We start from the raw sequence: 22954 nt of genomic DNA, 5'->3' as shown, positions 1-22954 counted from the left end.
TTCCCACACCGGAGGCTCGCTCATTGATCACCTACAGGGTCCCGTCCTGCCTGGGCGCCTCTGCACTTTTCGTGATCAACTCATTGCACTATTCGTGATCCCCAACACGCACGGCCTCGCCGAAATGGCGCATGTGCCGATGAGCATCATCATCACGCTAACCTGCTCGCCCCACGGGGCCGACTATCGAGCGACGAAGAGTTTATGGCCACGGTATAGACGCTACAATGCCGCCAGTCTCAGCGGGGACTGTCGGAGGATTCATGCGGCCGGTGTCGCTGCCCGATGTGATAGCTCAGGTTCGCGAGCGCATTGGCCGGCTGCGCGGCACGTCGATGAACGAGCAAGGCCGCGCTCATCGCGCCCACCCTGCGTACGCTCGGCTGGGACATCGAGGAGGTCGACGAGGTCTGCCACGAGTACCGTCGCCTATCCAGTGATAGCCCGGTAGACTACGCTCTCCTGATTCATCGGACACCGCGGCTTTTTGTCGAAGCAAAGCCGCTCGATGCCAACATGGACGATCGGCACAGGCCGGACCAGATCCTGGTCTACGCGATGCATGCCGGCGTCCAGTGGGTTGTCCTCACCGATGGCGACGAGTACCGCGTCTACAACGCGCACGCGGTGGTCCCGTTCGAGGAGAAGCTGTTTCGGTCGGTGCGTCTCTCAGACGAAGGGGCCCGAACCGAAGAACTCCTTGAGCTGATCGCTAAAGAGCGCATGCGAGAGAACTGGATCGACACGCTCTGGAAGGCGCACTTTGTCGATCGCCAAATTCGAGCCTCGGAAGTAATTCAGGAAGTTCAGCATTTGTGCCTGAGCTGGTGGGCCCGGAGGGATTCGAACCCTCAACCAATGGATTAAAAGTCCACTGCGCTGCCGTTGCGCCACGGGCCCCGGCGACGAGAAGTGCAGACCGGACGCGGGCCGTGTCCGCTGTCGAGCGATTACGCGGTATACGAGCGGCGCATCGTAGCGTCGCTAGTCAAGCATTCCCACGAAAGTATAGCTGGGCGCCAGTGGGCGCCCGTCGGCGGTCGCGTCATGCGCATCAGCGCCGATGCCGCCTCCGGGGATCCCCAGACCGGTCTCGATCTTCCGCCTACGGTGCCGCGGCCGGATCGTGGATCTCCAGGCGGTTCCCTGACGGGTCGTTGAAGTACAGCGACCGGCCCACGAACGTCCCGGCCGCGCGGTGCTCGACGTCGCCCCGAATCGTTGCGGGGGGCCCGGTCGGCCGTTGCACGTCTACGCCCCATTCCCGCATGTGGGCCGCCGCGTTGTCGAAATCCTCGGGCGCGACACGAAATGCTATGTGCACCGAGCCGTTGCGCGGCCCACGCGGATCCTGTGGGCTGTCGAGGCGGCACAGCAACACATCCGTCCCGGCGAACCGGACGCAGTGCATTCGGTCCCCTACGGGACCGCCATCCTCCATCCCCAGAACCTGCGTGTAGAACCGAATGGAATCCGCCAGATCGTTGACCGGGATCGCCCAGTGGATCAGCCCCTGAACCGTCACACCGTTCTGCCGAGCCATTCTGTGCCCCTCGCCGTGGTGAATTCTCGCCCGTCATGATATCGTGGCGCGGCGGGCGTAGCCGATCCACCGGGAGAGCCGATGCAAGTCTGGTACTACACCCTGATGCCGTGGCCGTTCCACTACAGCGACATTCCGTTCCCGTTCCCCGGTCAAATGTTCGAGCGCTCGCGGGCGCCCGAGCTGTATCGGGCTTATCTCGATCTCTTTCGTACCGCCGATGACCTCGGCTTCGACGGACTTGCCCTCGCCGAACACCACTACACGAAGGTGGGGACCGCACCGTCGCCCAACCTCATGGCCGCTGTGCTGGCCACTCACACCCACAACGCCAAAATCGGGCTGCTCGGCAACTGTCTCCCGCTTCACGCCCATCCGGTCCGGCTCGCGGAGGAGCTGGCCATGATCGACGTGCTTTCTCATGGCCGTTTGGTGGCGGGATTCATTCGCGGCGGCGGGCGCGAATACCATGCCTATGGCGTCGACATTGCCGATGGTCGCGCGATGTTCGAGGAAGCCTGGGAGCTGATCGTCCGAGCGTGGACAGAGCCCGAGCCGTTCTCCTGGCACAGCGCCCATTACAACTACGATGTGGTTTCGATTCTTCCCCGCCCGGTCCAGCAGCCCCATCCGCCCGTCGTGGCCGCCGCGACCACGGCCGAGAGTATCGAGTGGGCGGCGCGACATCGCGCGCCACTCCTCATGGGCTTCGCGTCAACGCAGCAGATGGTGGACGGCTTCGCGTACTATCGGCGCTTCGCGCACGACGAGTGTGGCTGGGACCCGACCCCTGGGGACATGGGGATCATCGGTCCGACGTACGTGAGCACGACGGACGCTACCGCCCGCGCGGAAGCCGAGGACCACGTATTGAGCCATTACCATGAGCTGAGGAGCCTGATCGCCGGGGGCCCGCTGCGCGAGTTCACTGCTCGCCGTCTATCACCGCGTAGCTACGCCTATCGATCGCAGCAGTCAGAGGACCCTCGCCAGCCGGAGGCCGCGGATTACGAAACGCTGGCCCGCCACCGCTACTACATCGGTGGGCCCGATACGGTGATCCAGCGCATTCGGGAGCGCCAGGCGGAGCTGGGCGTCGGACTCTTTGCAGCCATTACGCCGTTCGGCAGCATGGAGCCGCTCCAGGCGCGGAGCAGCGTGGAGCTATTCGCAAGCGAGGTCCTGCCAGGCATTCGCTGACGACCCGACTGGTGCGCTCAGTTGCGACGACCGAACTTGATCTGGACCTGACCTGGATCGCCGACGGTCGGTGGCTCGGCGCGATAGATCGCCCAGAAGTAGTCCACCGGGCCGGTGCTTTCCTCCACCGGCCCATCCGCGCTGCCGCCTGGCTGCCAACCCGCGAAGGTGATCTTCCTCATCGGGCCGTAGGGCGACACCTGCCAGCGCGACCAGTCGTCGTCAGCGACCGGTCCCACGCTCCAGGTGCCCGTGGTGCTGCCGTAGACATAGGCGCCGTCGGAGCCGAGGGTGAGGTCGGGCCCCTCCGTCCGTGCCGATCCCGCGCCGCCGGCATCGTAGAAGAGACGGGCGGAGAGGACTCTCCAGGTTCCCGCCATGGTGGTGTCGACGCCGCCTGCGTCCGATTCGTCGGCATTGTCGGCAAGGAGCGTCGGCACAACGCGTCGCACGAACGTTTCGGCGCGGGGGTCGGTGAGGTCTCTGCCGATGCCGCCGGTCGACGAACCGTCGCCAGATGAGGACTGCAGCCGGGCGTACCACGCGGCCGCGACTTCGCGGACCGGCGCCTCACAAACCGCACCCACGGTCGCAAACGGCGCCAGGCAGGCTACGTCCGCGACGTATCGTCCCACCGCGAACTGCGCTTCATAGACATCGTCGTGAAAGGCGAAGGCGCCCGCGTCACCAATGCCGGTCACTTCGCGGCGGCTCGCTGGATCCGCGGTGATCTGGTCGAGGTACCCGCCAACGAAGGAACGCGCGGCCTCGCCACGGGCGAAGGGGAAGAGGACGAACTCCATCACGTGGTCGGCATCCGCCGCCAGCGCTGAACGCTGGAAGGCCAGCCGCGTCGCCCCCCCGTTTCGCAGCGTTGACTGCACCGTGTCCGGATCGCCGGTGGTGTCGATCGCGGCCCACGCCTCCGGCGAAATCGATACTCGACCCAGCACGGGACCAACGCCATCGACGGGAGGGGGTAGGTGCGCGGCCAGGCCCGGATCCATCCCCTGCGCGCGAAGCTCGCCCCGTAGCAGCGCCTGTACCCGACCGTCGAGCGCGGATGCCGACCGGGCTACACGATCGGGCGTATTCTCGTCGGAGCCAAGGAAAGCGAGCCGGGCCACGACCGGGCCCTCGCGGAAGCGCACCGCGATCTCGTCCGCTGCTCCTGAGTCGGTGGTGCGCGTCCTCGTATAGAAGTGTTTCGTCGCCGATCGGAGGTCCGTCAATCAGCACTCCACCGACATCGGTCGTATCCCAATACGAGAGAAAGGCTGCGCTGGCCGCCTCCGGCCCGGTGAACAGAGTCAGGGCGGCTTCCAAATTTGCATCCAGCGCGTCGACGTTGACGTAGGTCTGTGCCACAGTGAAGCGGCGCCCTGGCACCATCGTGCCGTCGCCGCGATACGGCGGCACGTTGAATTCGGGGAGTCGTGGCCACCACCGCGCATCGCCATCGCCGAGGTCCGCGTCTGTGCCTGGCGGGAGCGCCGCAGTCCAGAGATCCTCGGGCGTGATGTCGCGTGGATCGATGTTCGCGTTGTTGGCCACCTGTGCTGCCAGGGTGATGTGGTCGGGTGATGCACCCCCGACGACGGACGGCAGAATCAGCATGGTCACCATCAAGATCGCCCCAAGCCACCGGTCGGGCAATCTCCGCGTGCCAACGTTCACAGTCAGACACTCCAGTGTGAGATGGCCGTGGCCGCCCGGCACCGACGGGCCATGGGCAACCCGCCTTCGCGCTGTTGTCCAAAGATAACGGCTACCGCGGGCTTACGCCCCGCCCAAAAGGATGGTCAGGAAATCCCTACCCGTGGGGTGCTGGGTCTGAACCATCGCGTACACGCGCCGGGGCGCAGTGCTCCTTGTTGGCGAAGGCCGCGATAGCGGACGCCGCGGCAGCAGAAACTGGACAGCCGCGCCACCGGGCGACTATGGTGGCGGCGATTCCTGGCGCGCAGAGCGCGACCGAGGCCGCACATCGCGGCGAGTCCCCGAATCGCCGCGAGGCCGCGACGCGGGACAGCGCGTCACGGCGCGGTCACCCGTGGAACGAAGGTGGAAAGTTCATGCGTCTCATCTTTTTTCGATTGCTCGTCGTAATCCTGCTTCTCCAATCGTTCGCGCACCTCCCGCAGGTCCGCGCCCAAGACGCAGACGAGGATTCCGACGATGGGCCGCGGGTCGTGGGAGTGTCGGAATACATCTCGCTCGTCAATAACGCGACAAACCGGCTGAATCGCAGCGCGGATCTCCTGGTGAGCCTCGTGAACAACCCGCGCCTCGACGACACCTGGTGGCAGCAGCTCGATGAGATCGTGGAATCGGACGCCCGGGCTTATGAGAGCGTCGCGACGGTGCAGCCACCCGATTGCCTGAGCCAGTATCACGATCGGCTGCTCGAAGCGTTTGACCTGCACCAACAGGTGACCCAGACCGTCGCGGCAGCCATGCGTATCGACAAGCAAGACCCCCAGTGGGCGGCGACGATGCGGCAGGCTACAGACCTGCGCGCGCAGGAGAACACGCGCATGAAGGAAGCCCAGCTCTTTCGGCCGAGCAACGCTGACCTGCGCGACAACTGCTAGAGGGCGGCTCCGAAACGGTCATTCTGAGCCCGCAGGCGAAGAGTCGGCCAGGCGCTGTCCGGCGCTGTGGAGATCCTTCGCTTCGCTCAGGATGACCGGTCCTTCTTCGGACGCGCCTTCAGGACGGGCTCGCCGCGTAGAGCGAGCGGATCCGCGCTACGCCGCATACTCCGCTGGGTGCTCTGCCTCGTCCCGCTGCGCCGTCGTCTGGATGTTGTCCAGCACCTGACGCACGGTCATGCGGTGTTGATCCGCCGCGCGCTTGATGTCCTCGTACGTGATGTTCACGTTGGGCTGGCCCATGTCATCGTGGGCCCGCATGCACCCGCAGTTCATGCACATGACGTCCTCCCGATACGCCGTCACGATGTGGTTCGGACAAAGGGTAGCCTCGCCAACGTTACCGCGCGCGTGGACGTCGGTTGCCGGCACGTTTGACTTGACCCCGGTGTCGGAACCATCTCCAGACCATGGCGCTGCCGAATAAGGCTCGCACACCTTTCCTACCACCATGTGACGGATTGGAGGTCACAGGTCCATCTCATAAATGTGAAAGTGTAAACAAAGCGTCGAGGTTGTACTTGCGTTTCGTAACAGGACTGTCGCATACTGGGCGCCACATTCGTGGTGCGCTGCAGCGGCCCGATCTTCCCGGGCATGACGCTTGAGCGCGCCGAGTGGAGGCTCGTTCGTGGTTCAGCGGTTCCTTTCGCGTGTTCCCGTTTTCCGGAGTCTCGCGGCCCTCCTGGCTCTGCCCGCGCTGCTCTTCGTGTTTGGGGCGAGTATGTCCCACGAGGCGATGGCGGCAGGTCACGGTCGGTCAGCCTTGGCGACGACGACGGCCGTACAAACCGTCCAACACGCGTCACTCGCGAGTCACGGTCGCGCGATCGCGACGGCCACCGCGGCGGCACGGACGGCGACCGTGGCTGCCTCGCCCTCGATGACCCCAACACCGACTCTCACGAACAAGACCCTCCCAAGCGCAACGCCGACGGCACTCCCATCTTCCACCTCCTCGTCCACCGCAACGGCGACGCGGACCTCGACGGTCGCCGTCCAACCGTCCGCGACGAGCACCACGACGATCCAGTCTGCTGGGTCGACGTATCTCAGCGACCTCCCATGGGTCTACGCCAACAACGCCTGGGGCCCGGTCGAGCGGAACATGAGTAACGGCGAGAGCGCACCCGGTGATGGCCACCCCATCACACTGAACGGCGTCGTCTACCCGAAGGGCTTCGGTACCAACGCGTACTCCGATATCCAGTTCGCCCTTGGTGGCGGCTACTCGACCTTCACATCGGATATCGGTGTCGACGACGAAGAGGGGACGCTCGGTACGGTGAACTTTCAGGTCTGGACGGACGGCGTTCTGCGCTATGACAGTGGAGTGATGACGAATGGGAGCGCAACCAAGACGGTAAGCATCTCTGTGACCGGGGTGAACTTCCTGAACCTCACGGTCACGGATGGGGGCGATGGGAACTGGTACGACCACGCCGACTGGGCAGGCGCGCGGCTCGGGTCCGCGTCCGCCAGCAGCGGCATATCGAGCCCAACGCCAACGCGCACGGCGGCCCTGGTCCCAACGGCGACGCCAATCGCGTCGGGCAGCAGCCCGTCGGGCGTTCCGATGCCCGTGGGAGACCTCCCCGGCTGGCACCAGATCTTTGCCGACGACTTCACCCAGGACGCTGCGGTCGGTCAGTTCGCGCAGATCTACGGGTCGCGCTGGTCGCCATACCCCGACGGCTGGTCCAATACCGCCGGATACAGCGCCATGAGCCGCTACTATCCCAGCAAGGTGGTGAGTGCGTCGAACGGCATGATGCAGCTCAATCTCCACAGCGAATACCTGACCAGCGCGCAGCTCAACATCAACGGCGGCTACGGCAGCCCGGGCGTTTACGCCCTCGACGCGGCCATGCAGCCCGCCCAGAACGGCGCGCCCATCAATCAGCTCTATGGGAAATATTCGGTCCGCTTCCGGACCGATTCCCTCCCCGGGTTCTACTCCGCGTGGCTCCTCTGGCCGCAGAGCGAGAACTGGCCGTACGACGGCGAGATCGATTTCCCGGAGGGCGGGATCGACTCCAGCATGTGCGCGTTTCTGCACCACGAGTACGCCACCTCGCCCGGCGACCAGGATGCCTTCTGCACCAGCACGCTCTGGTCCAGCGGCTGGCACACCGCGACCACCGAGTGGGGTCCGACCCAGACGAAGTTCATTTTGGATGGAGTGGTCATTGGAACTTCGACGACGAACATCCCCAGCACGCCCATGCGCTACGTACTCCAAAACGAGGCATGCTGGGGGAGCTGCCCGTCGTCCAGCCTCTCTGGCTACATCCAGGTCGACTGGTTCGTCATGTACGCGCCCGCGCCATAAGCGCGCACACCGCCGAACAATTCCGAAACCACGCGGACAGTCGCGTTACAGCTCGTGTTGCGAGCGGCAGAACCCCCGTCGATTGGCTCTAGACTACGGGAAGCAGCCGCCGCGCGAGAGCCATAGTGCGAGGAAATTCGTGTGTTGGAGTCGGCCGATGGACGCGAACCATCATGATGTGAACCGATCTGAAAGCTCCCGAGGGACGCCGTCGACTCGAACGTCGCCCCGCAATCCGGCTCTCTCCGGCCTCTACGCGGCGCGGAGCGCGCTCTTTACGCACCCGGCGTTCACCAGCGTCATCCTCCCATCTCTCCCCAGGTCCATCCGCTGGGGTCTGCGAAGGCTCTACTTTCTCCCGGCCGACGTATTCGAGCGGTTGGCCGGAACACAGGACGACCTCGTTCCGCCCAAGTCGGAGATCTTCGTCGGTGCCGTCGACACGTTTCGTTCGAGCGGCGATGTGCTCGTGGAACGGCTGGTGCAGGTCGCCGGTCTCACGCCCACGTCGCGGGTGTTGGACGTCGGCTGTGGAATCGGCCGCCTCGCCGTAGCGCTTGCAGATTTCCTGGGCGAGGACGGCGCGTACGACGGGCTGGATATCGTTCCCTCGGGCATCGAATGGTGCAACGGGCACATCGCGGCGCGACGCGCCAACTTCCGCTTCACGCTGGCGGACGTCTTCAACAAGGAGTACAACCCGAAGGGCCGCGTTCCACCCTCGGCGTTCGCGTTCCCCTACGCCGATGCATCGTTCGACGTCGTCGTCCTAGCCTCCGTCTTCACCCACATGCTCCCCGAGGACATGGAGCACTACGTCGCGGAATTCGCCCGCGTCCTCAAGCCGGGCGGGCGCTGCTTTGCCACGTTCTTTCTCATCAACGACGATGCCCAGCGGCGAATGGAGGCGGGAGAGGGCGCGCTGCGCTTTCGCATCCATCGCACTCCAGCGTGGATCATCAGCGCCCAGGTGCCCGAGTACGGCATTGGCTACGACGAGCCGCACGTCCGTGCGCTCTTTGAGCGATACGGCTTCTCGATCGACGACGGCGTTTACTACGGCGGCTGGTGCGGGCGGGCGCCGTTCTGGTACGCGGAGTCCGGGCTCGGCGACCACGACGTGATTGTCGCGACCAAGCCCGCGCCGGACGACTAGCCAGCCGAATCGTCCCGCCGCCGGCGGTGGGACGTCAGATCCCGGTCGCGCGCTGATGGCCGCCGATCGGACCCATCGGTCCGACGGGTACTTCGATGAGGGTCGGCTCCCCGGCCGCCAGGGCCGCCCGGAGCTCGCGGCGCAGCGCGTCGGGGCTCGTCGCTCGGCGACCGGCAATCCCGAAGGCGTCAGCGAGCTTTCCGAAGTCCGGATTGCACAGGTCCGACGCGATGACGCGTCCCTCGAACCGAGTGGCCTGGGTCCCTCGGACGTTCCCGTAGGCATTGTCGTTGAACACAATGGCGACGACGGGGAGCCGCTGCTGCGCCATGGTCGACAGCTCCTGAACGTTGAAGAGGAAGCCACCATCGCCGCTGATGGAGACCACGCGTCGGCCCGGGTTGCCGACCTGGACCCCCAGGGCCGTCGCAAATCCGTAGCCCAGCGTTCCCTGGTAGCCGGACGTGATGAGCGTGCGCGGCGTGTAGACGGGGAAGTAGGCCTGCGCCCAGTAGCCCACCTGCGTACTCTCCGTGACCAGGAACCCGTCGTCCGGCAGCTCCGCGCGAATGGCGAGGGCCAGCTCCGCCGCTTCGGGCTGGACCGTTGTGCTCTTGGCTGCCATGCGCGCCTTCAGCTCGGCGACCTCGTCGGCGCGCGACGCGCGGGCGACGTTGTGGCGGCCGACCCGGTGGATCAGCGCGGCCAGCCCGGCCTGCGCATCGGCCACGATCGCCACGTCCGGCGGGTAGTTGCGGCCTACCTCGGTCGGGTCAGCGTCGAGCTGGATGACCGTCTTTTCACCCGGCTGCCAGCTGGCGCGCCCTCCGACGATGAAGCGACTCCCGACCACCAGAATCACGTCCGTGCTCGGGGTGAGGGCCGCCGCGGCGAGATCCGGAAGCGCCAGCGGATGGCGATCGGAGAGGGCGCCGCGGGCATTTCCGGTCGAGACGACCGGCGCCTGGAGCATGTCGGCCAGCTCCCGCAGCTCATCCCAGGCGCCCGCGCGCAGGACGCCGCCCCCGGCGTAGATCAGGGGGCTGCGCGCGCGGCCCAGCGCCCGGGCGGCGGCCTCTAGGGCCTCGGGATCCCCCTCATCACGGATATCGGGCGCTGGGTCGTCCAGGAGCACGTCACCGGTCGCTTGGAGCACGTCGGGCGGGAGCTCGATCTCGACGGGACGGGGTCGTCCGCGCTTGAGCTGGGCGAACGCCTCGCGCACGAGCGGGGCGATCTGCGCGGGGGAGGTCGGGCGCGCCTGCCACTTCGTCACGTGAGCCACCATGCCGAGCTGATCGTCGATCTCGTGGAGAATGCCGCGGCCGAGACCGATCAGTTTGGAATCGATCTGGCCGGTGATGCACAGGACGGGCGAAGAGCACGCGTACGCGGTTGCAAGGGCGGCGCTGGCGTTCAGCAGGCCCGGGCCCGGCACGACCAGGCAGACGCCGATCTTGCCCGTGCTTCGCGCAAATCCGTCCGCCATGTACGCCGTCGCCTGCTCGTGGCGGGTGTGCACGACGTGGATCTGGTCGCGCGCGTCGTAAAGGGCGTCGAAGATCCAGTCGAGCTGCACGCCCGGCAGCCCGAAGATGGTATCCACGCCCTCACGCTTGAGCTGCTCGACGAGCGCCTGCCCACCAGTCATCACCGGCATCGCAACTCCTCCGCGACGTCTCGCCGCAGCTCGATTCTATAGGCCGCGGTGGCGCACACCCCAGCATTGACGGTCCTCGGGCGCGTGCGGTTTACTGTGAGTCCCGGCGCGGCGCTCGGTGCGCCATCCATGATGAGGTGCGCAGAGATGACAGAAGTCCATACGGGCGGGAACGGCCACGCGGCCGCTGACCGGACTGATTTCGTCCACACGGGACCCGGAACCCTGGCCGGGCGCTACCTGCGCACGTTCTGGCAACCGGTCTTCCGCTCCCAGGACCTCCAGTCCGGCAAAGCGGCGCCTATTCGCGTGATGAGCGAGGACTTCACGCTCTATCGCGGCGCGTCCGGCGCGGCGCATGCGCTCGCCTTTCGCTGCGCGCACCGCGGGACACAGCTCTCGACGGGCTGGGTGGAAGGCGAGAACATTCGGTGCCGGTACCACGGCTGGGTCTACGACCCGACCGGCCAGTGCGTGCAGCAGCCGGCCGAAGTTGCGCCGTTTTGCGATCGCGTGCGCATCCGCGCATACCCGACCCAGGAGTATCTCGGGTTCATCTTCCTGTACCTGGGCGAGGGGGAGCCACCGCCGCTCCCCCGGTATCCGGCGTTGGAAGGGGAGGGCGAGCTGCAGGTCACGCTGCACGTTCGTGGCTGCAATTACTTCAACAACATGGACAACGCTATCGACGAGCTGCACCACTACTTCGTCCACTGGAACCGACGCAGACCCGTCGGCGAGCAGATCATCCCCCGAATCAGCGGCGAGGAGACGGAGTACGGCGTCCGAATCACGATGACGCGGCCGGACCTGCAGCGATCGTGGGTGTGGCACTACCACATGCCGGGCATCCTCCAGATGAACACGTCGGACACGGACCAGAGCATTCACTGGCGGGTGCCCATCGACGACGCGAGTCACCTTATCCCCACGACGACCTTCACGCCCAAGGGCGCGGAGCGCCATCGGCGCGAGGCGGGGGACGAGGACCCGATCGCGGCCAGCCAGAAGATCGCCGAAGTCGCGGCCGAGATTCGGGCAGGGCGGATGTCCATCGACGACCTCGATCTTCGGGACAACTACTTCCCCATCGGAGACGAGGTCACCCAGGTCGGCCAGGGCGTGATCGCGGATCGTCAACAGGAGCGGCTTGGCAGCTCCGACGCTGCGCTGATCGTGTTCCGCAGGCTCTGGCAGCGGGAGCTGCGCGCACTGGCGGAGGGCCGTCCGTTGAAACAGTGGACGCAGCCGACGGAGCCATTGCTCGCGACGCCGCGCTTCGAAACGATTCCGACGAGGTGACCATGCCGCGGCGCATCGGATTTATCGGGCTTGGCTCGATGGGTCGCCCATTCGCCACGAACATCGTCCAGGCGGGGTTCGATCTCTTCGTTCACGACGTGCGGCCAGATCCCGTGGCCGAGCTGGTCAAGCTGGGCGCGCACGCCGCCAGCTCCGCGCGGGAGGTCGCACAGCGCGCGGAGATCGTGCACGTGGCGGTGCACGACGAGGACCAGGTCGACGATGTGCTGCACGGGGACGAGGGGCTGATGGCCGGGGCGCACCCGGGGCTGATCGCCGTGATCCACACCAGCGTGCACCCGGTCCGGATGCAGCGCGCCGCCGAGGAGTTGCGGGCGCGGGGGATCGCGACCCTGGATGCCCAGATGAGCGGCGGCGTCGGCGGCGTGGTGAACCGGAAGATGTGCCTCATGGTCGGGGGCGATCCGGCCGTTCTGGAGCAGTGCCGCCCGGTGCTGGAAACGACCGCTTCGAGCATCTATTTGATGGGCGACGTGGGGATGGGCGCCGTCACGAAGATCGCGCAGAACATGATGACCGCGACGTACCTCATGGCGTCCATGGAGGGATTTCGCATCGCGGAGAAGGCGGGCGTGGACCTCGAGGTCTTTCAGGAGGTCGTGCGCACCAGCTCCGCCCAGAGCTACGTGGCCGACAAGTACCTCAAGGAGTGGGGCGACCGTGAAGCGCGCTGGATGTACCATCAGGTGCTCTGGGACGCTCTCGATCTGGCCCACACGTACGACGTCGAGCTGCCTGGCGCCGCCACCTGTCTGCAGGCCCTGGCCCACGGGTTGCTGAAGGCCGCACCGTGAATCTCCTCCCCCGACGCAGTGGGGGAAGGTTCGGGGGTAGTCCTGCGGTTTGCTAGGGCACCCGCACGGCCAGGAGGGCGAGCGTGCTCTCCTCCTTCACCACCTTGAGAGCGCGGGCGATGGCCGGGCCCAGCTCACTCGGGTCCTCGATCGGCCCCTCCGCGTAGGCACCCTGGGCCCGGGCATAGCCGGCGATGTCGATGCGCGGCTCGCGGATCTCGACGGCGATGTGCTTGTTCGCCGTCGACCGTTCGCGCTGCTGGTTGATGTACGTCACGTGGCCGCCCTCGCCGATGTACCCGCCGTTGTCGAGCACGAAGGCCAGGACGGGGATGTGGTGGTGGACGGCCGTCCACAGACAGCTGGGATCGTAGAAGAAGTCGCCGTCTCCATTGAACGCCACGCAGTAGCCGCCGCGGTCGCGCGCGGCGAGCCCGACGCCGATGGCGCGCGACAGCCCGGTCCCGAGCCCGGCGGCCCCGCCGGCGGAGATGACCGAGCCGGGTCGGTCGATCTCCCACAGGCGGCGCGCCCAGCCCTCGGGGCTTCCTTGGAGGACCCACGGGTCGCCCTTGAGGTGGCTCCACGTTTCCTGGGCGAGCCGTGCGTGCGAGATGGGCCGATGGCCCGCTTCGCGGTCCGCCTCGTCGGCCCATCGCCGCTGCGCCGACGTCTTTCGCTCCCCGATCGTCGCGCGCCGCTTGTCGGCGCCCGCGGACGGCTTCGTGGCCCCGAGGGAGCGCAGTTCCTCGGTGAGCTGGGGGATCGCCAGGCTCGTGTCCGCCGCGATGGAGAGGGACACGGGATACAGGCGGCCGTAATCGGTCATGGTGCTGCGGATCGCCAGGTCCGAGAGGCCGATGGAGACGACGGTGGCGCCCGCTTTGAGTCGGCTCGGGCTCGGCCCGCGCGGATACCGGTCTCGGCTTACCAGGACGACTTCCGGCTGCTCGACGTCGAGGAGCAGGACCACGTCGGCGAGGCCGATCAGGTCCGTGCCGGTCGCGTCGAGGGGATGCGTGTTCGGGAAGTTGAACGCGCCGCCCACGTCTACGACCGGGATCGTCGCGGCCTCGGCCAGCTCGATCAGGCTGGCCACCGCGCCCGGGTTTCGCCCGACGCGGTCCGCCAGGATGATCGGGAACTCGGCTTCGGCCAACAGTCGCGCCGCCCGCCGAAGCGCGCCGGGATCGCCCTGCACCGGCGCCGGCGCAGCGAACTTCGACACGTCGGGGATCGGGATCGGCTGCTGGAGCTGCGCCTCCTGCCAGCCGGCGTCGAGGGCGATGTAGACCGGCCCCCGCGGCTCCGTCATGGCTACCCGGTACGCGCGCATGAAGGACTCGGGGAAGCTGGCCGGGTCGTGGGGCTGATCGTCCCATTTGACATAATCTCGAACGAGATTGCCCTGGACGAGGGCCGTGTGCACCCAGTCGATCCAGGGCCGGCGCTCCGGAATGCTCATCGGGCCGGTGCCGCTCATCACGATGACGGGCGTTTTGGACACGAAGGTCTCGTAGATCGCCATGGATGCGTGGAGCGTCCCCACGACGTTGTGGACGAGGGCCACTGACGGCTCGCCGCTCGCCTTCGAATATCCGTGGGCCACGCCCACCGCGATCTCCTCGTGCAGACATTCGATGGCCACGGGCGTCTCGTTGCCGCCGTAGTTCAGCATCGAGTCGAGGAGTCCGCGGTAGGTGCCGCCGAGATTCAGCGGCGCGTACTTGATCCCGTAGGCCTTCATCATGTCGACGATGACGTCCGAGCCCCACTCCGCAGGCATTCCGTTCTCCGACTTCAGATTTCGCTCGCTCCGCGCTGGAGCCCGGTCACGTCCACTCGGCGAACCCCATGGCGCAGCCGTTGCCCGCCTCGTTCCGGTAACAGGGCACGTAGTCCACCAGGCTCATCTGCAGCCCGTCGCCGGCCATCGCGCCCGCGACGATGACCCAGTTCTTGATCTCCGACGTCCCGCCACGGAACCGCACGTCCGGGTAGTCCGTGAGCTTCGCCACGTCGTTGTGCTTCAAGCCGTCGATGATCCGCGCGTCCAGGTCCTCCTCGATCACGGTGTGGCTGAGGCCGCCGGAGGCGATGATCGCGACCCGCTTGGTGCTGTCCCACGCCTCGATCGCCTGCCGCAGCGCCTGGCCGAACCGGTAGCAGCGTCGGGCGAGGGGCGCGTTGGGCGGGAAGTAGGTGTTGACCATGATGGGCACGTTGGGGAGCGCCTCGTTGTTCATGAGGCGGCGATAGACGTAGTGGAACGCGTGGCCGATTGCGCCATTCTTTCGTCCGGCTGGCAGACAGTTCGAGCGGGTCACGTCGAACTCGTGCTCGATCATCGCCTCGATCAAGTACTCGCCGAGCGCCGGATCGCCGGGATGCGTCAGGCGCTCCCTTGGATAATTGCCGACGGTCCGGTCGGCGTAGCCCCCGCGGCGGCCGGAGGGCGCGGGATCGTCCGCCATGGTTGCGCCGTAGTAGATGCCGATGGCCGGCATGTTGTCGTCGTGGAACGCCTCGTGCTGGTCGTCGCCCACGATGACGCACACGTCGGGCGCGGCGCGATCGAGAGTGTCGGCCAGATGACCGATCGCGGTTTGGCATGCGTTCCAGCGCGCCTGAAACTTCTCGTCGGTGCACTCGCGCTCGAAGTGCTCGTGGGCTCGCGCTTCCAGCAGCTCCGGGAACGAGTACACCTTGCCCTGGTACCAGTGCTCCTCCTGGGTGCGCTGGAGGTCGCCATAGGCGCGCCAGGTGTCCGGCGGAAACTCGAGCTGGGGCGCGTGGGATGACGCCAGGCCGAGAACGATCTTCGCCATCGGGGTGTCTCCTTTCGATCCGCCCGGGTGGGGGGTACTACGTCGGCGAGCCCGTCAGCTCGCCGGCCACGATGTACGCGGCGCCCAGGGCCGCGAACTTCTGGACGTCGGTTCCGAACCGCACCTCGTATTCGACTTCCATGGCGCCGTTCGGGCCGGTCCGGGTGATCTCGAAGAGCTCCGCTTTGCCGAGCGGTCCCTGTACTGTGGCGACGAGCGTATCGACCATCGGTGCCTCCGGTGCCGCCGTCCGCGCGGCGGTGTGTTCCTGTCGTGCGTTTATCGATCTTCGCTACGGGCGAGCCGGCGCCGCGTGCGCCTCGGGCCGGTAGGTGCACAGCTCGTGGGCCGTTTCGATCCAGGACTCTTGCTTCGGGAGGATGAACCCGCAGCCGCCGACCCGATATGCCGACGGCGTATCGGCGCCGGGCGGGGCGCCGCCCGGCTGGTGCGCCTTCACCGCGTCGAGCAGCCGCCGGCGCATCCTGATCACGCCGGTGTCCGAGATGCCGAGGTGCTCGCGCGTGCGGTCGTAGATCGGCCCCATCGACTCCTGGACGGCGTTGTCCTGCGTGGACCGGTCGGGGATCCCGCAGAACTGGCTCGTCCGCTGCAGCTCGTAATCGAGGCCGTAGTCGTTTTCGCGATTATGGACAGGGCGAAAGGCGCCCATCGGCGCCGACGTGGGAGGCAGGAGACCCTTCGGCACGCCGGCGTGCAGGCCGGGATTCGGGTATTCCAGCATCTTCTCCAGCTCGTCGTCGGTGAAGGGGCGCTCGTAGTTCGCGGTGAAGCTCCAGGTGATCGTCGTCTCGTCGTCCATGGGGACGAAGGCATGGGCGCCCTGCGACCTCTTGGGATGCTCGCGGTCGACGACGGCGTGGCTCGGCATCATCGTCCAGTAAGGGAACAGAAATTGGTTGATGCGCCAATAGGTGGAATCGTCGCCCGCCTCGCGGCGCGATGCGATCATGATGCCGTAATCGGTGTCCACCAGCTCGAAGCGCGCGTAGCGATTGGTCATGGCGAGGCCGATGCCTCGGTTCGTCTGCTCGTCGGCGCCCCATTCGCGGTTCGTCTTCGGGTCCTTCTCTCGTTTCATGGCGAGGTCGAGGGAGAGACGGACGTGCAAGAAGCTGGCGTGGGTCGTGTCGATGCCGCCCTCGATGGCCTGGACCCAGTTGTTCTCCTGGAGGCGCTTGGTGAAGAACTGCTGGCGCTCCGGGACGAGGAAGAGGGGGATCTCTGGCAAGGGGGGCGGCTCCTCGCGGGCGCCCATGTAGACCCACACGACGCCGCCGTAGTCGGCGCATCGGTAGGCCCGCTGGCGGATCTTGTCCTTGAAATTGCTCTCGGGCGGCTCGTTGGGCATGTCGACGCACCGGCCGCTCACGTCGAACTTCCAGCCGTGGTAGACGCAGCGCAGGCCGCTCTCCTCGTTGCGGCCGAAGAAGAGGGACGCGCCGCGATGCGGACAGTGGTCCGCGAGCATGCCGACGCGCCCGGCGCTGTCGCGGAACGCGATCAAGTCCTCGCCGAGGAGCCGCACCCGAATGGGCGCGCAGTCGGGCGATGGCAGCTCGGTGGAGAGCAGCACCGGGTGCCAGTACTCCCGCAGCATCGCGCCCATCGGCGTCGCCGGCCCGACCCGGCACAGCAGCTCGTTGTCCTCTCGTGTGAGCACGAAGCCGTCCTTTCCCGCTGAGCTGAAACGGAGATTGGCCGATTATATCCTCGCACGCCGGACGGCGAGACGGGGCGCTCCCGACGCTGAATCGACTGGTTCTGGTGCCCATGGTTGACATGCGACCGGTTGCCCCGCGCTCTCCCGCGCCCGTAACATGAGCGCGTTTCCACTGAGACGGTCGGCGAGGAGAACTGTGGGGCGAGGTTGCGATTCGGAGGCTGCGCGCCGTGCGCGTTGAGGAGCACGTCTCGGTCCCGGCGAGTCTCGATGAGGCCTGGGCCTTCGTCTGGCAGACGGAGCGACTCGCCGCGTGTCTTCCGGGATGCGTGGGCGTCGAGATCGTCGAGCCGGGCAAGTCCTACCGCGCCAAGTTCATCGACCACATTGGGCCCTACCGGGTCGAAGCGATGATGGACGTCGTGGTGGAGGACGTCGAGGCGCCCGAGCGCATTCGCATTCGGGCCAGCGGCAAGGATTCGCGGCTCGGCGTGTCCCAGCGGGTCGCCCTCGAGGTTCGCCTTCGACCGACCTCCCCCCAGGAAACCGCGCTCGACCTATCCGGCGACGTCGAAGTGCTGGGCAAGGTGGCAACCCTCGGCCAGTTCGCCATCAAGCGCAAGATGAACGATGTGATTCGCAAGTTCGGCGAGAACATTCGCGCGCAGTGGCCTCCTTCCCCGTCCGCGAGCGCCTAGCGTGGCCCGCCGCTCGACGTGCCGCTCCTCTGGCGCGCACTCACAGCTCGTAGCCCTCTTCCTCGCCTTCGCCGTCTCGGCGTGTAGCGCCGCGCCCAGTCCCGACCCCTCGACCGGTTCGGCGCAACAGGCCGCCGGCCCGGAGCGGCGTGGCGGCGCGATCACCGTGGCTGTCATCAACGCGGTCCCCTCCATGGGACCGATCGGCACGTCGTCGACGACGAGCGGCGGCTTTCTATCGGCCGCGGAGCTGCATTCGGCGCCCCTTGTCACGTCGGACGTCCACAGCCGCCGGCCCGTCGGCCGCCTGGCGGAGCGCGTGCCGACCATCGAGAACGGCGACGTCTCCCTGGGCGCGGACGGGCGCATGCAGGTCGTGTACCACCTGCGTCACGACGTGACCTGGCAGGACGGCGCTCCCTTTACCGCGCAGGACCTGGTCTTCTCCTACACCATGAACAGCGATCCGGGCCTGCCCATCCTGCAAGAGCAGCCCTTTGGCACCATCGAAACCGTGGCCGCGCCGGACGATTTCACGTTCGCCATCACCTTCGCGCGACCGTACAACGCGCCCGATCAGATGGGGCTCCGCCGCTTCTGGCCCATGCCCCGGCACATCCTGGAACCCGCCTACCGTCGCTATCTGGCCTCGATGAACGCCGACGAGGTCGTCAACCTGCCGTACTGGACGTCCGAGTACGTCCATCTCGGCCCGTTTCGCCTCGCATCGTTTGATCCGGCCGACACCATCGTCCTCCAGGCCTACGATGGCTACTTCCTCGGGCGCCCGAAGCTCGACACAATCCGCATCAAGATCTTCTCCGACCCGAACGCCATGTATGCGAACCTGCTCTCCGGCACGGTGGACATCTTTCTCGAAAACACCCTCCCCTCGAACCTTGGCTTTGAGCTGATGGACCGCTGGAACAGCTCGGGCGAGGGGACGGTGTACCTGAAGCGAAGCACGCAGCGCTTCCTCTCGCCGCAGATGCGGCCGGGCGTCCAGGTTGAGCCGAGCGTCATCTCCGACGTGCGCGTGCGTGCGGCGCTGTACCATGCGCTCGATCGGGAGGGGTTGTCGGAGGGGCTGCAAAATGGGCACCGCGAGCTGGCCGCCTGGGAGCTCCTCTATTCCGGCGAGCCGCTCTACGACGCGGTGAAGGATGCCTTTCGCCGATACGCCTACGATCCCGAGCGGGCGAAGGCGATGCTGCGAGAGGCTGGCTGGACGGCCGGCGCGGACGGCGTGCTTCGTAGCGATTCGGACGGGAGGCCGCTGCGCGCGCCCATCTCCGCGACGTCGGGCCGAACGGGCGAGCAGGAGCTGGCGGCCATCGCCGACTACTGGCGTCGCATCGGAGCGAGCGTCGAGGAGCTGACGATCCCGTCGGCCCAGGTGCGCAACGCCGAGTACCGCGCCCTCTACCCGGGCTGGGAAGCGAGCGCGCAGGGTGGCGGCGACGAGATCCTGGGCCGCCTCGAGGGTCCGGCCGCGTCCGCGGAGAACCGCTGGGTCGGAAACCGCGGCGGGTACGACAACTCGCGGGCCCAGCAGCTCGTCGACGCCTATCGCTCCAGCCTCTCCTTCGACGCGCAGTTTCAGGCGATGAAGGCGATCAGCGATTTCGTCGCGGATGAGCTTCCGTTTCTCGTGCTCTACAGCACCGCGGTGCACATCGGCGTCTCGAGCCGCTTGAAGGCGCTGGACGACAACGACGGCGGTGATAGCGTGGGTCGAAACTACGGCAGTTACTCGCGCAACGGGCATCTGTGGGAGCTGCGATAGGGACGCTGGCCCCGGGTCCGGCCACCGGATATGATTCTCCCACATGCCGGCGGACGTTCGGATTCGTGATAGTTCGGAGGTTGAAGCATGCTGCAGGCTAAGCTGAATCAGCTCCTCACCCAGACGGGCCCAGGGACGCCCGGGGGTGAGTTCATGCGGCGATACTGGCAGCCGGTCGGCGTCTCGGCCGACGTGAAATTCGGCGATCCGCCCCGTCAGATCCGAATCCTCGGCGAGGACCTGGTCCTCTTTCGCGAGCCGTCGGCCGGCTCAGGCCAGGCTGGCCGCGTGGGTTTGCTGGGGCTGCACTGCAGCCATCGATTGACGTCGCTGGCCTATGGTCGCGTCGAGGATGGCGGGATCCGCTGCCCGTTCCACGGCTGGCTGTACGACGTGGACGGCGCCTGCCTCGAGACGCCGGCGGAGCCGGAGGGCAGCACCCTGAAGGACCACGTGCGCCATCCGTCGTATCCATGTCAGGAGCTGGGCGGGCTCATCTTCGCCTATATGGGGCCGCCGGAGCAGAAACCCCTTCTCCCGCGCTACGAAGTGCTGGTCCGTGAGGATGGGACTCGGAAGACGGACTTCTACCCGATCAACAGCAACTACCTCCAGAATCTAGAGGGCGCCGTGGACACGATCCACGCGGCGTACCTTCACACGGACCACTGGTCACAGATGAAGCACCGCCTCGAGTCGTTGCCCAAGCCCCGCGTCGAGTTCGAGGAGACGGAGTACGGGATCTGGCAGCGTGGGTACAAGGCGTCGCCCGGCAAGAACGGCCCCACCATGGGAGTCATTTACACGTACTTCTTCATGCCGGCGGGCTTTCTCCGGGTGCAGGAGAGCAATCGGGGATCGGGTGACGTGAAGAAGTTCCAGTCATGGTACGTCCCAGTCGACGACGAGCATACGCTTCGCTTCCAGGCGGCTTTCGCGCCGCTGGGGACGCACGGCGAGCCGTGGGAGTGGCCGACCGAGAGCGACTTCATACAGCCGGGGCCGAGCAACGACTATTTCCGCGACTACGCCCGGTACGACACGATCTCCGGGATTCCGGTGACGGCGCCGGGCACGGCCATCAAGGGCTTTCTCGCCCAGGACAGCATGGTCAACGAGACGCAGGGCCCTATCGTGAACCGCGAGCTGGAGCGACTCGGGGCCCACGACTCCGTCCTGGCGGCCATGCGCCTGATGATGCTCAAGGCGATCGACGACGTGGAAAAGGGGCTCGACCCCAAGCACGTCATCCGGGACCCGAGCCGGAACGAGATCGTGTACGTGCGGGGCCAGGAGGCGCTCGAGCTGGTCTGACCGGACCGGTCCGTTTGTCGTGAGCGCGATCTACCGTTTCGGGGTGAGCCCGCGCGACTACGCGAGCGGCCGTCGACGGGCTCAGGGCGATCGGGCCACGGACGCCCTTCGACGGGCAGAGGGCGCTCGGGCCACGGACGCCCTGCGACCGGCAAAGGGCGATCGGGCCACGGAAGTCGACGGGCACGGGGCGATCGGGCAACGGAAGCCCTTCGACGGGCACGGGGCGATCGGGCCACGGACGCCCTTCGACAGACCAATCCCGAGCGAAGCCGAAGGGCTCAATGCCTGCGAGTCAATGTCATTCTGAGGCCGGAGGCCGAAGAATCTCGCAGCGACTGACCGGCCGTGATGTCAGCGTTCGCTTCGCTCAGGATGACAGAGGCATCGCTAAAGGCGTTCCACCTCGCTGCCAAGGAAGGGGGCGGTCCGACGAGTCGGACCGCCCCCCATGCGTGTGCGTTGTCTTGCCGTGGCGCTCAGCGCGCGCCGACCAGGTCCTCCCGCAGGTTGCGGTAATGGCCCCCCTTGGAGACGGGCGGCAAGCTGCGCGCGATGGTGGCCCAGTGCTCGCCCTCGTCCTCGCTGTAGAAGACGTCGCCGTCGGTCGTGCCGGCGAAGAGCTGGAGTCCGCCCGGATACGAGTGCATCGTGAGCGCTTCGATGTTGCCGCGGATGTGGTCCGGCAGTCCGCTGTTGACGTAGGTCCACGTTCGTCCTGCGTCGCGGCTGCGGGCGAAGGCGGCGTCCGCGTCCTTGGTGGTGCGCCACGCGTTGGGGCTCGAGCTGGCGCCGGCCGTGAACATGAGGTTCGGGTCCTGGGGCAGGATCACGAGGGCGTCCGGGTAGGCAATCCGCTTGTCTGGCAGGGGCAGCTCCTCCCACGTATCGCCCGCGTTCGCGCTGTGGTAGAGCCCGCGGCCCGTCGCCATGTACACGTCGTCTGGACGGGTGGGCACGGTGAAGAGGCGATGCACGTCTTCGTAGAAGCCGCTCAGCTCGCGCCAGGTCTGGCCGCCGTCCGTGCTTTTGAAGGCGCCGCCGACTTCGACGCCCGCGTAGATGGTGTTCGGATCCTTCGGGTCGAAGACGATGTTCTTCACGTGGGCCTCGTGGGGCGGGCCGGGGAAGGTCCACTTGTCGACGCTGGGCACCTTTCGGATGTTCGGAAGCTCCGTCCAGCTCCTGCCGAGGTCGGCGCTGACGTAGAGGTGGGCCGGCTCGGTGCCGGCGTAGAGCCGGACTTCGCTGCCGTCCTGAACGCAGTTCAGCCCGTAGATGTTGCTGGAGGCGATACCGCTGTCTCGGCGCTCCCACGTCGAGCCGCCGTTCTCGCTTGCCCAGAGGCCGTCGCCATGGGTGCCGACGAAAATGACACCCCTGGTGGGCTCGATGGCGATGGAGGCCGCGTGTTTGCCCTCGAGCATGCGCCGCGATTCACTCCATGAGGCCCCGGGTCCGGTGCGCGTGAGCGCGACGACGCCGTTCGCGGTTGCGACGAGCACCTCGTTCGCTGGGCTCCCGGATTCGTAGTGGTTCCTTCCGTTTGGGGAAACGCTGACGGCCATGGTCGGAATTCCTCCTTCCTCATCGCGTATCGATCCCGGTGAGCGTACTTGACGGATGCCGAATTTTCAACGGTGGATGCGACGAATATGGATCCACGCGCGCTGAGCTGCCGGGAGCCGGGCCCGGCATTGCCGTTTGCGACCCTTCGTCCGTTGTTGGCGACGAGCGGGACGCGGCCGCTGTCCCTTCTGCAGCTCGACTTCATGGTTGGCGGTCGATCCGAATCTGCGGCGGTGGTCGGCGTCATCGTCGTGTGATTGACGACGGGAACCGTGCTCGCGGCGCGGCTCCTCGGGCTGCGCGTCGGCATCGAACGCAACGCCTGAGCGTTGGAAAGCCGCCCACAGCTTGACCGCATTCCTCCTCAGCGTCTACGCTTCCGTCCGTCGCCCGGAGGCGGCGGTCGGGAGGGT

General features: G+C 66.7%; 21 protein-coding genes and 1 tRNA gene. 10 read left to right on the top strand and 12 right to left on the bottom strand.

Going from position 1 to position 22954, the window contains the following annotated elements:
* Positions 1–669 precede the first annotated feature (669 nt).
* From VFC51_10360 to VFC51_10350, 3 genes are all read right to left on the bottom strand, one after another.
* Positions 670–813: a hypothetical protein gene (locus VFC51_10360; GenBank protein ID HZT07420.1), complete on the bottom strand. Its 144-nt coding sequence runs from the start codon at positions 811–813 to the stop codon at positions 670–672.
* 12 nt (positions 814–825) lie between these two features.
* A tRNA-Lys gene (locus VFC51_10355) sits at positions 826–900 on the bottom strand.
* A 205-nt stretch (positions 901–1105) separates the two neighbouring features.
* The gene (locus tag VFC51_10350; protein ID HZT07419.1) at positions 1106–1543 is read right to left on the bottom strand and encodes a VOC family protein; all 438 of its coding nucleotides are present in this window, start codon (positions 1541–1543) and stop codon (positions 1106–1108) included.
* A gap of 81 nt (positions 1544–1624) precedes the next feature.
* On the opposite strand from VFC51_10350, the gene VFC51_10345 reads away from it, so the two are divergent.
* A complete protein-coding gene (locus VFC51_10345; protein ID HZT07418.1) occupies positions 1625–2743 on the top strand; it encodes an LLM class flavin-dependent oxidoreductase in 1119 nt (372 codons plus the stop codon).
* Positions 2744–2760: 17 nt separating this feature from the next.
* Here VFC51_10345 and VFC51_10340 read toward each other — a convergent pair whose 3' ends face one another.
* Positions 2761–3975 (bottom strand): hypothetical protein, encoded by a 1215-nt coding sequence (locus VFC51_10340; protein ID HZT07417.1) that lies wholly within the window; start codon positions 3973–3975, stop codon positions 2761–2763.
* An 843-nt stretch (positions 3976–4818) separates the two neighbouring features.
* Between VFC51_10340 and VFC51_10335 the strand changes: the two genes are divergently transcribed.
* On the top strand, positions 4819–5337 hold the full coding sequence (locus VFC51_10335) for a hypothetical protein (GenBank protein HZT07416.1): 519 nt from the start codon (positions 4819–4821) through the stop codon (positions 5335–5337).
* A gap of 156 nt (positions 5338–5493) precedes the next feature.
* Here the strand turns inward: VFC51_10335 and VFC51_10330 are convergent, their stop codons facing one another.
* Both VFC51_10330 and VFC51_10325 read right to left on the bottom strand, forming a co-directional pair.
* Positions 5494–5769, bottom strand: a complete 276-nt coding sequence (locus VFC51_10330) for a hypothetical protein (protein HZT07415.1) — start codon at positions 5767–5769, stop codon at positions 5494–5496.
* A 444-nt stretch (positions 5770–6213) separates the two neighbouring features.
* Entirely contained in the window at positions 6214–6417 is a 204-nt protein-coding gene (locus tag VFC51_10325; protein HZT07414.1) for a hypothetical protein, read from the bottom strand.
* Between the two features lie 7 nt (positions 6418–6424).
* On the opposite strand from VFC51_10325, the gene VFC51_10320 reads away from it, so the two are divergent.
* A complete protein-coding gene (locus tag VFC51_10320) occupies positions 6425–7729 on the top strand; it encodes an NPCBM/NEW2 domain-containing protein (GenBank protein ID HZT07413.1) in 1305 nt (434 codons plus the stop codon).
* A 157-nt stretch (positions 7730–7886) separates the two neighbouring features.
* Positions 7887–8885: a methyltransferase domain-containing protein gene (locus VFC51_10315; GenBank protein ID HZT07412.1), complete on the top strand. Its 999-nt coding sequence runs from the start codon at positions 7887–7889 to the stop codon at positions 8883–8885.
* Between the two features lie 34 nt (positions 8886–8919).
* On the opposite strand, the gene VFC51_10310 is transcribed toward VFC51_10315, so the two are convergent.
* Entirely contained in the window at positions 8920–10545 is a 1626-nt protein-coding gene (locus tag VFC51_10310) for a thiamine pyrophosphate-dependent enzyme (GenBank protein HZT07411.1), read from the bottom strand.
* A 147-nt stretch (positions 10546–10692) separates the two neighbouring features.
* Here VFC51_10310 and VFC51_10305 point away from each other — a divergent pair, with 147 nt between their 5' ends.
* Positions 10693–11847, top strand: coding sequence for a Rieske 2Fe-2S domain-containing protein (locus VFC51_10305; GenBank protein HZT07410.1), 1155 nt, complete (start codon positions 10693–10695; stop codon positions 11845–11847).
* Between the two features lie 2 nt (positions 11848–11849).
* A complete protein-coding gene (locus tag VFC51_10300; protein ID HZT07409.1) occupies positions 11850–12662 on the top strand; it encodes an NAD(P)-dependent oxidoreductase in 813 nt (270 codons plus the stop codon).
* Positions 12663–12714: 52 nt separating this feature from the next.
* Here VFC51_10300 and VFC51_10295 read toward each other — a convergent pair whose 3' ends face one another.
* From VFC51_10295 to VFC51_10280, 4 genes are all read right to left on the bottom strand, one after another.
* Positions 12715–14448, bottom strand: a complete 1734-nt coding sequence (locus VFC51_10295; GenBank protein ID HZT07408.1) for a thiamine pyrophosphate-dependent enzyme — start codon at positions 14446–14448, stop codon at positions 12715–12717.
* Between the two features lie 46 nt (positions 14449–14494).
* Positions 14495–15490, bottom strand: coding sequence for a protocatechuate 3,4-dioxygenase (locus VFC51_10290; protein ID HZT07407.1), 996 nt, complete (start codon positions 15488–15490; stop codon positions 14495–14497).
* 37 nt (positions 15491–15527) lie between these two features.
* Positions 15528–15719, bottom strand: a complete 192-nt coding sequence (locus tag VFC51_10285) for a hypothetical protein (GenBank protein ID HZT07406.1) — start codon at positions 15717–15719, stop codon at positions 15528–15530.
* A gap of 63 nt (positions 15720–15782) precedes the next feature.
* Positions 15783–17174, bottom strand: coding sequence for a Rieske 2Fe-2S domain-containing protein (locus VFC51_10280; GenBank protein ID HZT07405.1), 1392 nt, complete (start codon positions 17172–17174; stop codon positions 15783–15785).
* Between the two features lie 230 nt (positions 17175–17404).
* On the opposite strand from VFC51_10280, the gene VFC51_10275 reads away from it, so the two are divergent.
* The 3 genes from VFC51_10275 to VFC51_10265 all read left to right on the top strand — a co-directional run bounded on the left by VFC51_10275 (position 17405) and on the right by VFC51_10265 (position 20972).
* On the top strand, positions 17405–17872 hold the full coding sequence (locus VFC51_10275) for an SRPBCC domain-containing protein (GenBank protein ID HZT07404.1): 468 nt from the start codon (positions 17405–17407) through the stop codon (positions 17870–17872).
* Between the two features lies 1 nt (position 17873).
* Positions 17874–19658: an ABC transporter substrate-binding protein gene (locus tag VFC51_10270; protein ID HZT07403.1), complete on the top strand. Its 1785-nt coding sequence runs from the start codon at positions 17874–17876 to the stop codon at positions 19656–19658.
* A gap of 87 nt (positions 19659–19745) precedes the next feature.
* A complete protein-coding gene (locus tag VFC51_10265; protein ID HZT07402.1) occupies positions 19746–20972 on the top strand; it encodes a Rieske 2Fe-2S domain-containing protein in 1227 nt (408 codons plus the stop codon).
* A 479-nt stretch (positions 20973–21451) separates the two neighbouring features.
* On the opposite strand, the gene VFC51_10260 is transcribed toward VFC51_10265, so the two are convergent.
* On the bottom strand, positions 21452–22540 hold the full coding sequence (locus VFC51_10260; protein ID HZT07401.1) for a glycosyl hydrolase: 1089 nt from the start codon (positions 22538–22540) through the stop codon (positions 21452–21454).
* Positions 22541–22588: 48 nt separating this feature from the next.
* Here VFC51_10260 and VFC51_10255 point away from each other — a divergent pair, with 48 nt between their 5' ends.
* The gene (locus VFC51_10255) at positions 22589–22798 is read left to right on the top strand and encodes a hypothetical protein (protein HZT07400.1); all 210 of its coding nucleotides are present in this window, start codon (positions 22589–22591) and stop codon (positions 22796–22798) included.
* The last annotated feature ends 156 nt before the right edge of the window (positions 22799–22954 follow it).

This window comes from Chloroflexota bacterium, from assembly GCA_035652535.1.
In the GTDB taxonomy this organism is placed as follows: domain Bacteria; phylum Chloroflexota; class UBA6077; order UBA6077; family SHYK01; genus DASRDP01.
This window is presented reverse-complemented; position numbering and strand designations above follow the sequence as displayed.

Coding starts and splice junctions, on each gene's coding strand:
- VFC51_10360 (HZT07420.1), bottom strand. CDS start 813: ATGCTGAACTTCCTGAATTACTTCCGAGGCTCGAATTTGGCGATCGAC.
- VFC51_10350 (HZT07419.1), bottom strand. CDS start 1,543: ATGGCTCGGCAGAACGGTGTGACGGTTCAGGGGCTGATCCACTGGGCG.
- VFC51_10345 (HZT07418.1), top strand. CDS start 1,625: ATGCAAGTCTGGTACTACACCCTGATGCCGTGGCCGTTCCACTACAGC.
- VFC51_10335 (HZT07416.1), top strand. CDS start 4,819: ATGCGTCTCATCTTTTTTCGATTGCTCGTCGTAATCCTGCTTCTCCAA.
- VFC51_10315 (HZT07412.1), top strand. CDS start 7,887: ATGGACGCGAACCATCATGATGTGAACCGATCTGAAAGCTCCCGAGGG.
- VFC51_10310 (HZT07411.1), bottom strand. CDS start 10,545: ATGCCGGTGATGACTGGTGGGCAGGCGCTCGTCGAGCAGCTCAAGCGT.
- VFC51_10305 (HZT07410.1), top strand. CDS start 10,693: ATGACAGAAGTCCATACGGGCGGGAACGGCCACGCGGCCGCTGACCGG.
- VFC51_10300 (HZT07409.1), top strand. CDS start 11,850: ATGCCGCGGCGCATCGGATTTATCGGGCTTGGCTCGATGGGTCGCCCA.
- VFC51_10295 (HZT07408.1), bottom strand. CDS start 14,448: ATGCCTGCGGAGTGGGGCTCGGACGTCATCGTCGACATGATGAAGGCC.
- VFC51_10290 (HZT07407.1), bottom strand. CDS start 15,490: ATGGCGAAGATCGTTCTCGGCCTGGCGTCATCCCACGCGCCCCAGCTC.
- VFC51_10285 (HZT07406.1), bottom strand. CDS start 15,719: ATGGTCGATACGCTCGTCGCCACAGTACAGGGACCGCTCGGCAAAGCG.
- VFC51_10265 (HZT07402.1), top strand. CDS start 19,746: ATGCTGCAGGCTAAGCTGAATCAGCTCCTCACCCAGACGGGCCCAGGG.
- VFC51_10260 (HZT07401.1), bottom strand. CDS start 22,540: ATGGCCGTCAGCGTTTCCCCAAACGGAAGGAACCACTACGAATCCGGG.